Origin of the sequence: Pseudomonas sp. NPDC087336 (assembly GCF_044744285.1) — a bacterium.
Classification (GTDB): Bacteria; Pseudomonadota; Gammaproteobacteria; order Pseudomonadales; family Pseudomonadaceae; genus Aquipseudomonas.
Genome location: NZ_JBIUYA010000065.1, coordinates 1 through 12999 on the forward strand (window position 1 = coordinate 1; position 12999 = coordinate 12999).

Annotated in this window: 10 protein-coding genes and 1 pseudogene; all 11 read left to right on the plus strand. The window is 53.0% G+C overall.

Going from position 1 to position 12999, the window contains the following annotated elements:
- Positions 1-101: 101 nt before the first annotated feature.
- Positions 102-389 (plus strand): annotated as a pseudogene (locus tag ACIO0C_RS31010) (S1 RNA-binding domain-containing protein); the annotation flags it as partial.
- Positions 390-605: 216 nt separating this feature from the next.
- A complete protein-coding gene (locus ACIO0C_RS31015) occupies positions 606-884 on the plus strand; it encodes a hypothetical protein (protein WP_401318306.1) in 279 nt (92 codons plus the stop codon).
- Positions 885-1014: 130 nt separating this feature from the next.
- Positions 1015-1311, plus strand: a complete 297-nt coding sequence (gene ihfB, locus ACIO0C_RS31020) for an integration host factor subunit beta (RefSeq protein ID WP_003218804.1) — start codon at positions 1015-1017, stop codon at positions 1309-1311.
- Between the two features lie 27 nt (positions 1312-1338).
- A complete protein-coding gene (locus ACIO0C_RS31025; RefSeq protein WP_401318308.1) occupies positions 1339-1578 on the plus strand; it encodes a LapA family protein in 240 nt (79 codons plus the stop codon).
- A 697-nt stretch (positions 1579-2275) separates the two neighbouring features.
- A complete protein-coding gene (locus ACIO0C_RS31030; protein WP_401318311.1) occupies positions 2276-3718 on the plus strand; it encodes a mannose-1-phosphate guanylyltransferase/mannose-6-phosphate isomerase in 1443 nt (480 codons plus the stop codon).
- Between the two features lie 124 nt (positions 3719-3842).
- Positions 3843-5207, plus strand: a complete 1365-nt coding sequence (locus ACIO0C_RS31035; RefSeq protein ID WP_401318314.1) for a phosphomannomutase — start codon at positions 3843-3845, stop codon at positions 5205-5207.
- A 666-nt stretch (positions 5208-5873) separates the two neighbouring features.
- Entirely contained in the window at positions 5874-7223 is a 1350-nt protein-coding gene (locus ACIO0C_RS31040; RefSeq protein ID WP_401318316.1) for a class I SAM-dependent methyltransferase, read from the plus strand.
- Complete coding sequence (locus ACIO0C_RS31045; protein ID WP_401318318.1) at positions 7224-9758, plus strand: glycosyltransferase family 4 protein; 2535 nt, start codon at positions 7224-7226, stop codon at positions 9756-9758.
- A 43-nt stretch (positions 9759-9801) separates the two neighbouring features.
- Positions 9802-11442 (plus strand): DUF6311 domain-containing protein, encoded by a 1641-nt coding sequence (locus ACIO0C_RS31050; RefSeq protein ID WP_401318320.1) that lies wholly within the window; start codon positions 9802-9804, stop codon positions 11440-11442.
- Entirely contained in the window at positions 11439-12383 is a 945-nt protein-coding gene (locus tag ACIO0C_RS31055; RefSeq protein WP_401318323.1) for a glycosyltransferase family 2 protein, read from the plus strand. The genes ACIO0C_RS31050 and ACIO0C_RS31055 overlap by 4 nt, the downstream gene beginning before the upstream one ends.
- Positions 12380-12775, plus strand: a complete 396-nt coding sequence (locus ACIO0C_RS31060; RefSeq protein ID WP_401318325.1) for a GtrA family protein — start codon at positions 12380-12382, stop codon at positions 12773-12775. The genes ACIO0C_RS31055 and ACIO0C_RS31060 overlap by 4 nt, the downstream gene beginning before the upstream one ends.
- Positions 12776-12999 lie beyond the last annotated feature (224 nt).

Genomic DNA, 12999 nt, shown 5'->3' on the forward strand with positions numbered 1-12999 from the left:
ACCAACTGCAACGATAACCGAACTCCTATAACTTACAAAAGAACAACAACCGCCAAATAGTTACGCCCATGTTCAATTAAGTTCACCCCAACGCCCCCAACATCACCCTGCCCGACTATATCCACGCGACTCTGAAAGCCTCCGAAATCAGCCGTGACCGCGTTGAAGACGCGCGCAACGTTCTGAAAGAAGGCGAAGAAGTAGAAGCCAAGATCATCAGCGTTGATCGCAAGAGCCGCGTAATCCAGCTCTCGATCAAGTCGAAAGACGTTGAAGACGAGAAAGAAGCTATCCAGAGCCTGCGCGACAAGCCAGTAGCTGGTGACGCTCCAGTAGCCACCACTCTGGGTGATCTGCTGCGCGCTGCACAAGCGGAAAAACAGAACTAAGTTCTGACTTTCTGTAAAAAAAGGGCGACTTCGGTCGCCCTTTTTTGTGTCCGCAATTTGACCCGTGGCTCCAGTCGCGATCTTCTGCGTCCAAGCCACGAAACATTATCTCACTAAAACTGTCTGTTTCTTTAGCAGGATCAATCGCTTATTTGCAGCTAGTCTTTAGCTTGGGGTAAACGACGGTCGGGCTACGTGCCCGGCATAAGGAAGTGAATGAAAAGGCTCGTGGTCGTGATGGCAGTGCTGGTATTGGCAGGTTGTACCACTAGTGCCAAAACGCATGCCGTGCGTGGGGTCAGTGGTATCGAGATCGACTGCTCAGGGTTGGGGTCGGGATGGGAAAGGTGCGAAAAGCGCGCAGTCAAAGAATGCAAAGGTGCAGACTACACAGTCGTGACAAGGTCCGATGACGCCAAAGAGGAGGCAGACTTTTTCCTTGGCTTCAATCCAGCGGGCTTCCTTACGCGCACGATGCTGGTTATCTGCAGGTGAGTGGTCGAACTGGGCGTTGCAGCGTCTGGGGGAGAAAAATCGGGGTACAGGATGGGGCTGTTCAAATGTGTCAGGGCATGCTAAAACCTTTGAAGCGCTGATCTAGCTGCTTGAAAAAGAAGGGAAAATTATGACGAAGTCGGAGTTGATCGAACGAATTGTCACCCATCAAGGGCTGCTCTCATCAAAGGATGTGGAGCTGGCCATCAAGACCATGCTTGAGCAAATGTCCCAATGCCTGGCCACCGGCGATCGCATCGAGATCCGTGGGTTTGGTAGCTTTTCATTGCACTACCGCGCGCCGCGGGTAGGGCGCAACCCTAAAACTGGCCAATCTGTCAGCCTCGACGGTAAATTCGTTCCGCATTTCAAGCCGGGTAAAGAGCTGCGCGATCGTGTGAACGAGGATGAGGAGGAGGGGGTTTGATGGCGGCTGCACTTCAAGGAGGCCCTGATGCATAACCTCAAGCGCGTATTGCTCGCGGTATTCGTTCTGTTGCTGATTTTGGCGATCCTGGCGTTCGTTCTCGAGAACCAGCAATCGGTTACGCTCCTGTTCCTGGGTTGGGCGGGGCCGCAACTGCCTGTTTCGGTGGTTATGGTGATTGCATTATTGGTCGGCATGGTGATTGGCCCCATTATTGGCTGGTTGCTGGCGCGCTCCTCCGGAGCCTCGCGCAAGCGCCTTGTTTGATTGCACTGTACAAAGTCATCACTCATGGAGTCGTCGGATAGATTTGCAATGTCGGCGGCCATGACAAAAGCAGAATATTGAAGCGATGCAAACTCTTGGCGCATTGCTCGATGGCTTCTGCCTGTGCTCCATTCTTCGGCCATATTCCAGTCTGATTTACCTGCGCAGAACCGTCTTGGCTATGTCCAATGCTGTGCAGTCGACGCTGAAAAAACCCTCCTTCAAGGATCCTGGCTTAACTCAAGAAACTAAATTCCGGGAGCGGGACTTCGCTCGATAGTTATCGAAGGCGCTGGATTGATGGGGGGCTGATGGTTGATGCTATTTTGATCGCTCGAAGGAGCAGTATTTATCTGTTTTCAAATGATTTTTTTGTCTCCTGTCGGCGCATGAGTTATTAATTCCCAATACTAGCTGTAGAATGGCCAGTAGAAGTATTCGACCCTGGTCCGATGCTGCATTTCGATCTCGATTGACTTGTTTTTTTTCTTGAGAAAGGTGTCATTACCGAGCAGCCTCCACAGAGTTGGGGGAGCGTGCAGGAACACCAGAAAAGCGAGTGCAGCTAAGGCTAGAAGGTTTGGAACGACTTAGAGCTGTCAATCCTGCTAGTGACTATGATGCAGGAATGACTGGAAACATAACTGAGCCCCGCTTGCTGGTTGCAGCTGCCAAAAGGGGATTAAGGACTTAGAGCATGGAACTGATTCCCGTAATTTTGTCTGGTGGAGTAGGTAGCCGGTTGTGGCCTGTTTCTCGAGAAGCTCATCCCAAGCCGTTTATGGAGCTGCCAGATGGTCAGAATCTGATCCAGAAAACCTTCCTGCGCGCTTCACTCCTGGAAGGGGTTGTGGAGGTTCTAACGGTGACCAACCGTGAGCTCCTGTTCAAGACTGAAGACGAGTACGGTGCGGTCAACAAAGCCAAGCTTGCTCAGGGTTTCATTCTCGAACCGTTCGGCCGTAATACAGCTGCTGCCGTTGCCGCTGCTGCGCTCCAACTGGAAGCCACGCATGGCCCGGATGCGCAGATGCTGGTATTGGCTGCCGACCATCTGATCCAGGACGAAAAAGCCTTTGCCGAGGCGGTCGTCAGCGCTACGAAGCTTGCAGCCGAGGGCTGGCTGGTAACGTTCGGTATTCAGCCGACCTATCCTGAAACCGGGTTTGGTTACATCGAAGCGCAAAAGGATGCACCACTGAAGGGTGGTTTGAAGGTCGCGCGCTTCGTTGAAAAACCAGATCTGAACACTGCACAAAGCTATGTCAGCGCAGGTAACTACTTCTGGAATTCCGGGATGTTCTGTTTCCGGGTGGGCACGGTGCTGGAAGAGTTGCGCCAGCATGCTCCGGAAGTTGTAGAGGCAGTCAGCAGAACGATCGAATTGTCGCGCCTGACCTCATCCAACAAGTATCGTTGTCTGGCGCTTGATGCAGACTCGTTTGCGGAAGTTCCGGATATTTCCATTGATTATGCATTGATGGAGCGTTCGTCCAAAGTAGCTACCGTTCCGTGCGATATCGGTTGGAGCGATATCGGCTCGTGGAATGCGGTCAGTGAATTGACCGACGCTGACGAGAACGGCAACCGATTTGAAGGTGAAGTGCTGTCTCACGGCTCGCGTAACAACTACGTGAACAGTGAGGGCCGCCTGACTGCACTGGTCGGCGTGCAAGACCTGCTGGTGATCGATACACCTGACGCGGTGATGATTGCCCACAAGGATCACGCACAAGATGTAAAACATATCGTCAACCAACTCAAGGCAGCCAGCCACACCGTGCATTTGCTCCACCGCACTGTGCACCGTCCTTGGGGTACCTACACGACACTGGAAAACGGTGAGCGCTTCAAGATCAAGCGGATTGTGGTGAAGCCTGGCGCATCCCTGTCGCTGCAAATGCATCACCATCGCAGCGAGCACTGGATTGTGGTCAGCGGTACTGCTGTCGTCGTCAACGATCAGAAAGAGTTGATGCTCCATACCAATGAATCGACCTTCATACGCGCAGGTCACAAGCACCGCCTGAAAAACCCGGGTGTGATTGATCTGGTGCTGATCGAAGTACAGAGCGGTGATTATCTGGGGGAAGATGACATCGTTCGGTTCGAAGATAACTACGGTCGCGTCGATAAGTAACGACCCACGACCAGAAGGGAGCCCCGCATGGCGGGGCCATCACGTCAGCGGCGTCACGTCCTGGCGATCCATTCAAGCCGTCGCCGCCTTCTGGCGGCATCGCACCTTTCAGTTAGTGAGCAGTATGTATCCACCTATCGTGACGCAATGCTTCAAGGCCTACGACATCCGTGGTCAGGTCCCCTTGCAACTCAATGAAGAAATCGCCTATCGGATAGGTCGTGCTCTAGTTGCCGAATTGCAGGGTAAAACCTTTGTTGTCGGCCAGGACATGCGGCTCGAAAGCCCACCCCTCGCAACTGCACTGATGCGCGGCATAACCGAGGCCGGTGCTGATGTAATCGACATCGGGCTCTGTGGTACCGAGGAAGTCTACTTCGCCACCAGTCACTATAAGGTCGACGGCGGTGTAATGATCACCGCCAGCCATAACCCCAAGGGTTATAACGGCATGAAGCTGGTCAAGGCCGAGTCCCGTCCAATCAGCGGCGATACCGGTCTTGATGCAGTGCGTGTCAGAGTGGAAAACGGTGACCTTGGAGCCATAGCTGGTACTCCGGGCCTGGTCCGTGAAGCTTTCGACAAAACTGCTTACATTGAGCATCTCATAGGCTACGTGGGCGTGAGTGCATTAAAGCCGCTCAAGATCCTCGCAGACCCTGGGGACGGTGCGGCAGGCCCCGTATTGCATGCCTTGGCTGCCAAACTCCCATTTCAGTGGGTATTTATCAATGACGAGCCGGATGGAAACTTTCCTAACGGCGTGCCCAATCCATTGCTTCCAGAAAACCGCGAGCTGACTCGCCAGGCGTTGCTGGCAAACCACTGCGATATGGGGTTGGCTTGGGACGGCGACTTTGATCGCTGCTTCTTTTTCGATGCCGATGGTCGCTTCATCGAAGGGTATTACCTGGTAGGTCTCTTGGCAGAGATGCTGTTGAAACAGCACCCGGGCAGCAAGATCATCCACGATCCACGCCTGACATGGAACACCATTGAGCAAGTTGAACAGGCCGGCGGCATTGCGGTACAGAGCAAGACCGGGCACGCCTTCATCAAGGAACGCATGCGGATCGAGGATGCTGTTTACGGTGGGGAAATGAGTGCTCACCACTATTTCCGTGATTTTGCGTATTGCGACAGCGGAATGATTCCGTGGTTGTTGGTGGCGGCTTTGATGTCCACAGCGGGTAAGACTCTGGCTCAGTTGGTAGATGAACGTATTGAGGCGTACCCATGCACCGGTGAGATCAACTACCGGGTTGAAGATGTGGCTGCTACCTTGCAGAAAGTGTTGGCTCATTACCTGCCAGAGAATCCTGAACTCGATAGGACAGACGGCATCAGCATTTCGTTTGCGGATTGGCGCTTCAACTTGCGGGGTTCTAATACTGAGCCACTGCTGCGACTGAATGTCGAGGCCAAGGGGAATCAGGAGCTGATGTGGGCTCGCTTGAAAGAGATCGAGTTGCTAATTATAGAGACTTGATGTTTTGGCGCTCTTCGATGGTCAACACACGACCTGGCGCACCTGCCAGGTGGGAGCCCGCACAAGATTGGCCATCAGGCGAGCATTCCAGTGAATCGCCTCGCCCGATGTAGTGCGTCGGGCGTCAGGGCGTGAGGCAGGCGATTATTGTGACGAGCCTGTCCGCACCTACTCTAATGGCAGGCACTTCATGTTGCTTTCGCCGTGGCCGCGGCACAATTTGTCCTGGAATTCAAATCGTGGGCGAAGCGCTGTCGGTCACCGATAGCCACTTTCAGCACAAGAGAAATCATGGACTTCTACAGCGCCTTGATTGCCAAAAAATTGAACGTGATGGCACAGGTGCGAGTAGCACAACGGCTCCATACAGACCCGATCCGGCAGCAGGGATGTTAGTATCGAGATCTGTCGGCTGGATAAAACGCGCTTGGGTAGCCAGAGCTCGCCAACAACTCGCAGCACTTGGGCTCCAAAGCTGATGACCTCGGAGCGGGTCAGGAATCCGGGTGCGGGATCGTATTCTGTGGCTGTCGCAATACATACAGCGGACAATCATTTATCACATTACGAGTGGGTGGATTTAATCCAAGTGTTTAACGTAGTCAATAGTTCGAAAAGCACGTATGTCGGATTTTCCAGGATGCCTCCTGCCGTGGAGTTCAATTGATGGGTCATGGTTTTCCCAGAGCTCTTCAAGGGCAGGATCGCGGTTCCAGAGAACTGATCAGCCAACGACTTGAAGCGTACCTTCCTTTTCTTGCGCCATTGAAAAAGCTGTATCAAGACTACCCCATCCTGGACCTGCGGTGTGGACGGGGCGAGTGGCTTGAGCTGCTTGGCCGCGAAGGCTATGCGGCTACAGGGGTAGATCTCGACGACGGTATGCTCAAAGCATGTCGCATGCTGGAGCTGCCAGTGCGCAAGGATGACGCGCTCAGCGCTTTGCAGAATCTGCCTGATAACAGTCTTGTTGCCGTAACCGGCTTCCAGATCGCTGAACATGTTGCATTCCCTGTCCTGCAACAGCTAATCGCTGAAGCGCTGAGGGTGCTGCGTCCTGCCGGGATTTTGATCCTTGAAAGCCCCAGTGTCGAAAGCGTGGTGTTAGGTGCCGAGCGTTTCTACATCCACCCGGCCCACCAGCACCCGTTGCCGAGCCTGCTGCTGTCGTTTCTGACTGAGTACAGTGGCTTTGCAAAATCCAGGATCGTGCTGCTTCAAGAAGAACCCGTGCTACAGGGTGCACGTAGCAACGTTGATTTGTGGGAATTGTTGTCGACCACCCGCCCCGACTGTGACGTCGTGGCGCAAAAGCAAGCATCACCCGAGCTGCTCTGCGTGTTCGATCCCGTGTTTGACGCTGTCTATGGCGCACCGCTCGATCGATTGGCAGTTCGCGACGACCGCGTTTTGGAAAGCCAATTTTCAGAAATAGAGGATGAGATGTCGACAGGCCGTGCGGATTACCTGAAAGCAATGGACAGCATCCAGCGTTTGCAAGTTGAACAGCTACTGCATATGCAGGAGCGGTACAAAATCAGCTTGGATGCAGCGCTGGCCAAGACGGATGCATTGCAGGCTGAACTCAATAAAGCGCTTGGCAATGCAAACAGCTGGCAACTGCGCGCCACTACGTACGAGCAGCAACTGGAAGCCGTGCGCAGGAGCACATCCTGGCGTATAACCGCGCCATTTCGCTTCATGGTTCGTGCCATCCGCTGGCCATTTCGTTCCAACAGGTCTCCGCTGAGCCAAGTGTTGCTCCGCGCAGTTCCGCACGCTCGGCTCTATTTGGCTCGCCGTCCTGCAATCCAGCGCCGGCTTATGGCGATCTTGAATCGCAGCCCATGGCTGCTGGCCAAGCTGCGTCATTTGAATCAGCGCACTCTTAACGCCGCTGCGGCAGCGAATGCCAATGATCTTCCGGACGGAGCGATTGATCACGCACCACTGACTCAACGGGGCCGGACTATCGAGAGTGCCCTCAGGGAAGCCATGATTAAGGACCATAAATAAATGCGTATCGTAATTGACATGCAGGGTGCCCAGACTGAAAACCGGTTCCGTGGTATTGGTCGCTACAGCTTGTCCCTGGCGCAAGCTATCGTGCGTAATCGTGGCGAAAATGAAGTTTACCTGGTACTCAACGGTATGCTCGGCGAGAGCCTTGACAGCATCCGGACTGCCTTCATCGGGCTATTGCCGCAAAGCCACATTCGTGTGTGGTATAGCCAAGGGCCAGTGTGTGAACACGATCCGGCAAACAGTGCCAGAAAAGAAGTGGCACAACGGATTCGACAAGCTTGTATCGATGACCTGAAACCTGACGTTGTGCATGTTACCAGCGCGATAGAAGGCTACGTGGACGATGCGGTCATCGGCAGTCCCCTACTGGACACTCATGCACTTGTCAGCGCCACCCTCTATGACCTGATCCCGATGGTCACCCCGAAGCAATATCTGGACAGCAACCCCGGATATAAAAAGCTTTACCTGGAAAAAGTGGGCGCTTTCAAGGATTACGGTTTGCTGCTTTCCATTTCCGATTTCGCCCGAGAAGAAGCGTTGTCGTTGCTGCCGCTGGACAGCGCGAACGTAGTCAACGTCTCCACTGCAGCGGACGATATCTTCCGGCCGGTTTCGCTCAGCATGGATGAGCGGGACGTGCTCGATAAAAAATTTGGCCTGCGACAAAAGTTCGTGCTGTATTCCGGTGGTGCCGATGACCGCAAGAACCTGCCACAGCTGATCAAGGCATTCGCCGTCATAAAGGCGGAACTGCAAGATATTCAGTTGGTGTTTGCGGGAAAAATGCCCGAGTCCCACATCTACAACTTCCAGAAGCTTGCCCATGAGCAAGGCCTGAGCCCAGCCGACCTGGTATTTACGGGCTACATCACCGACTCTGAGTTGGTCGGCCTGTACAATTTGTGCAATGTGTATGTGTTCCCCTCCTGGCATGAAGGTTTTGGCCTGCCACCACTTGAGGCCATGAAGTGTGGTGCTCCAGTGATTGGTGCCAATACGTCCAGCGTGCCAGAAGTGATTGGCTGGGAAGATGCGACCTTCGACCCGTTTGATATCGATGCCATTTCCGGAAAACTTCGTCAGGCACTGACAGACGATTCTTTCAGCGCTGCACTGGTAACACATGGTTTGCAGCGCGCAGAACATTTTTCCTGGGACCGTACCGGAAAGGCAGCTGTAGCGGCGTTCGAGCAAGCATTGGCGAAATTCGAACGGCCAGAGAATCGCAGTGATACCTCTCGGTCAACAGCAGACGGTACAAAAGCGCTGATCGACGCACTGGTGGGTACCGGGCACCTGCATACAGGCGCTGTGGACATTCAGCGGCTAGCCAAGGTTATCGATTATTCGCTGCAAGGTCTGGCTGGCAAGCCAACTCTGTTCGTCGATATCTCCGAGTTGTGCAAGCATGATGGCAAGAGTGGGATTCAGCGAGTAGTGCGCAGCATTTTGGCAGAGTGGTTGAATAATCCTCCCGAAGGTTATGAGATCAAGCCCGTTTATACCAAAGCGGGGGAGACTTTTTACCGCTACGCGACGCATTTCACCACCATGTTCATGGGTAAAGACGTTAGCGAAGCAGGCCACGACGAGGCCATCAGTTACCGGGCAGGGGACGTCTACCTGTGTCTGGATCTACTCATGGACGTACTTCCGTACAAACAAACGTACCTCGATACGATGCGCGCCCATGGGGTTAGCATTTTTTTCGTGGTCTACGATCTCCTGATTCTGCAGCTTCCTCATTGTTTTGTTGAAAGCCTGCAAGCGCACTATATGAAATGGATTCATGCCGTAGCCCAGTACGACGGCGCGATATGTATATCCCATGCAGTCGCTGACGACCTGGGCAAGTGGCTGGAAAAATATGGGCCACCACGCAAGCGTCCATTTCGTATTGGTGCTTTCCATCTTGGCGCCGATATTGATCAGTCAATGCCTTCCACCGGTTTTCCGGAAAATCCTGCTTTGCGGATCGAGTCGCTGGAGGCATCCCCGAACTTTCTGATGGTCGGTACATTGGAGCCACGCAAAGGGCACGCCCAAACCCTTGATGCCTTTGAGCTGCTTTGGGCTGCTGGTGTTCAGGCTAACCTGATCATTGTAGGCAAGCACGGCTGGCTGGTGGATGAGCTTGCGACCAGACTTGTAAATCATCCAGAATTGGGGAGACGGCTACTCTGGCTCGAAGGAGTAAGCGACGAATACCTGGAACATCTCTATACCCACTGCGACTGCTTGGTGGCCGCCTCTTATGGCGAAGGCTTTGGCTTGCCATTGATCGAAGCGGCGCAATACAAGCTTCCGATAATCGCGAGGGATCTACCCGTATTCCATGAAGTGGCGGGCGAGTTCGCCTGGTACTTCAAGGGGGCAATGGCCCAGGATATTGCTGACCGCTTGGCCGAATGGCTGAAGTTGTATGAACACATGCAGCATCCGCAGTCCGGAGAAATGCCTTGGCTGACCTGGAAAGGCAGTGCGCAGCAGCTCATCGGCGAGATTGATAAGTGCGCGTTTTAACGCGCCAGCCATTACTTAGTATGAATTTCAGGACGTTTTGATTATGGATTTCAAGCTTGACTCAACGGGGAGGGCCGGCTTTGCAGTGGCTTTGGCGATTGGTTTGTTTTTTGTCTGGCGGTACTTTCCCACTGGTTTCGTCTTAGGGACCTCTTCTTATTGGTTGACCGAAGTTGATGACGTCACTCAATATTTTGCTGGTTTCAATGCGTTTTTCAGCGCGCCGTTCAGCTATCCGTTGCTGAGCTTCGATAGCATCAATTATCCACAAGGCACCCGGGCAACGTTTGTAGACGCGATACCCCTGTACGCGCTTTTACTCAAGCTCTTCGTACCTGCCAGTTTTGCGCCATTCAATCCCTTCGGAGCCTGGGTGGCCTTGGCATTCGTCGGTCAGGCAATATGCGCCTGGTGGATACTCCGGGAGCTGCAGATAAAGTCATGGCTTGCTTTGCTAGCCTTGGTCGTGTGCTTGCTGACGTTCCCGGCGCTGACGACGCGGTTGGGCCATATCTCGCTGATGTCGCACTGGATCCTATTATCCTCTTTGGCGCTGTACATCCGTTGCAGAAGGACCAGCGAACCACAGCGAAGCGCCTGGTCACTGCTGCTGGTAGTTGCGTTTTATATCAATATTTACTTATGTGTAATGGCCAGCGCCATCTATGTGGTCAGTTGCCTGTGCAATCGTGCGAGATTCCAGCCCGCCGAACTGGGTCGGGCGCTAATTCCGTTCCTGATAATCGGCGCGAGCTTATTCCTTACGATACTGCCTATGGATCAGACTACAGTAGGCAAGGAGGGGGGGTTCGGCATTTATTCGATGAATCTGCTATCGCCCTTTCATGGCGGAAAATACCTGAACTTTCCCGATCCAGAGATGCCGGGCCAGTATGAAGGATTCAACTATATCGGCCTCGGCGTACTCCTGGCATTTGCATTGAGTGTCGTGCTCAACCGCAAAGAAGCTGTGGGGAGTTTTTCGCAACATCGGGCATTGACATGGCTAATGTTTCTGTTTGCTGTCTATGCATTGTCCGATATCGTTTATTACGGAGTCCATCAAGTTGTAACCATTCACTATCCGTCGTTCATGGATAAAATCACTTCACAGTTCCGTGCATCCGGGCGTTTCTTCTGGCCGGTCGGATACTGCGTCGTTATCTTTGCAATCGCGACACTGTACAAAAAACTTAGCCCGGTTTTATTTTCCGTGTGCATGGTTTTGTTGGTGCTGCTGCAAATGGCGGACCTGTCTAACTTGCGCCATCGGCTTGTCGATACCGCCAAACGTCCGGCGTCTCTTGTATTGACGCAGTCTGCGTGGGATGAACAAGTCACCAGCGACGTTCAGTATCTGTACTTCTTTCCAAAGTTCCGCTGCGGGCGTTCCGAGCTGATTCTCAACACCTTGATGCCCACTATGCGCTATGCCGCTGTGCATGGCATCAAGATCAATACTGGCTATGTATCTCGCGCGAATTCCAATTGTAGCGTCGAGAGCACAAAGGCTGAAATTGCTGCATCAGCACCGGACCACTCCTTGTATGTGTTCGTCAAAGGCGACTATCCGCAAGTGGAGCAGGTGAAAGCCTTGTTCCCTGATAATGATCAGCCAACATGTACAGAAATCGACTTTGCCCATATCTGCCGTCTAAATCACCGGGTGCGTGAAACTCAATGATAACTTTAGAAAAACGCAAAATTTCCCTAGTGTCCCCTTTCTACAACGAAGAAAAGGGCGTGCAGGCATTCTTCAATCGAATCAATGAAGTGTTTGAGCCGCTTGCAGACCGGTACGATCTTGAAGTCATCGCCATTAACGACGGAAGTCGTGATCAGACCTACGAGGAACTGATCAAGGCCAAAGCGAAAAATCAATACCTGACAATTGTCGACCTGTCGCGTAATTTCGGTAAGGAGGCTGCCATTTCTGCAGGGCTGGACTTCGCGACCGGTGATGCGGTGATTCCGATTGACTCCGATCTTCAGCATCCACCGGAAGTGGTCATTGAACTCATTGAAAAATGGGAAGAGGGCGCAGAGGTGGTTCTGGCCAAGCGAGTCGACCGTGAAACCGACCGGGCCATTCAAAAGCTGAGTGCCAACTACTTCTACAAATTCCACAACCGTATTTCCGACATCGATATCCCGGCCGATGTCGGCGATTTTCGCTTGATGGATCGCAAGGTGGTCGAAGCGTTGAAGACGTTGCCTGAGACCCGCCGCTTCATGAAAGGCCTGTTCGCCTGGGTAGGTTTCCGCACCACTACGGTGGAGTACAAGGTGGCCCCCCGCGAGCACGGCACAACTAGCTTCAATACATGGAAGTTGTGGAACTTCGCGCTCGAAGGTATTACCAGCTTCAGTTCTGTACCTCTTCGAGTGTGGACCTATCTGGGCTTTGCAGTCTCAGCTTTGTCATTCCTTTACGCAGCCTATCTGTTAATCAAGACATTGTTCTTTGGCGCTGACACTCCTGGTTACGCCTCAATCATGATTACCGTGCTGTTCGCCTGTGGTGCGCAGCTGATCGGGATTGGCGTTCTCGGCGAGTATGTGGGCAGGATCTTTGCTGAGTCCAAGAATCGGCCGGTATATATAGTCCGTGACGTGATCAAGTGAACAACGTGATCATTCCTGCGAAATACCATGAATTCATACGCTTCGGTCTGGTTGGTGTAGCGAACACAGCAGTGCATGCCGGTATCGTCATTGCATTGATGGAGGTCTTCGCGCCACCAGCCTTTGTGGCTAATGGTGTGGCATTTGTATTTGCCAATTTGATGTCTTACACGCTCAACAGCCGGTTTACATTCAAGATCCCCATGAGCTTCCTGGGTTACCGCCGCTTCCTTTTCGTGTCCCTGGTGTCTTTGGCGCTCACGCTTTTGATCACTTCGATAGTTGAGTACCTGGGTTGGCATTACAGCATTGGTCTGGTAATGGTGATCCTTGTGGTGCCGGTATTGAACTACTTGGTCATGAAGGTCTGGGCATTTGCCCCCGCACGATGACTGTGGCGGCTTGATTGCGGGATACGCCGGCCCCAAGGACGTGCCTATCCCGCAGCTGGAAAGAACAGACCGTAAATTATTCAAAGGCTGAAAACTGCTTATAGTTGATCGACGGTTTAATATCCGTCGATCGTATCCGCTCCATGAACCCCACATTCCAAGCGGATAGCTGACAGCTGATGCTGTGCTCCCGATTTCCATCAGGAGCCCGTCACCATGATGCG

Bases quoted from the DNA above. Each gene is read 5' to 3' on its own strand.
- ACIO0C_RS31035 (WP_401318314.1), top strand. From the start codon at position 3,843: ATGTATCCACCTATCGTGACGCAATGCTTCAAGGCCTACGACATCCGT.
- ACIO0C_RS31030 (WP_401318311.1), top strand. From the start codon at position 2,276: ATGGAACTGATTCCCGTAATTTTGTCTGGTGGAGTAGGTAGCCGGTTG.
- ACIO0C_RS31055 (WP_401318323.1), top strand. From the start codon at position 11,439: ATGATAACTTTAGAAAAACGCAAAATTTCCCTAGTGTCCCCTTTCTAC.
- ACIO0C_RS31045 (WP_401318318.1), top strand. From the start codon at position 7,224: ATGCGTATCGTAATTGACATGCAGGGTGCCCAGACTGAAAACCGGTTC.
- ACIO0C_RS31050 (WP_401318320.1), top strand. From the start codon at position 9,802: ATGGATTTCAAGCTTGACTCAACGGGGAGGGCCGGCTTTGCAGTGGCT.
- ACIO0C_RS31025 (WP_401318308.1), top strand. From the start codon at position 1,339: ATGCATAACCTCAAGCGCGTATTGCTCGCGGTATTCGTTCTGTTGCTG.
- ACIO0C_RS31040 (WP_401318316.1), top strand. From the start codon at position 5,874: ATGGGTCATGGTTTTCCCAGAGCTCTTCAAGGGCAGGATCGCGGTTCC.
- ACIO0C_RS31015 (WP_401318306.1), top strand. From the start codon at position 606: ATGAAAAGGCTCGTGGTCGTGATGGCAGTGCTGGTATTGGCAGGTTGT.
- ihfB (WP_003218804.1), top strand. From the start codon at position 1,015: ATGACGAAGTCGGAGTTGATCGAACGAATTGTCACCCATCAAGGGCTG.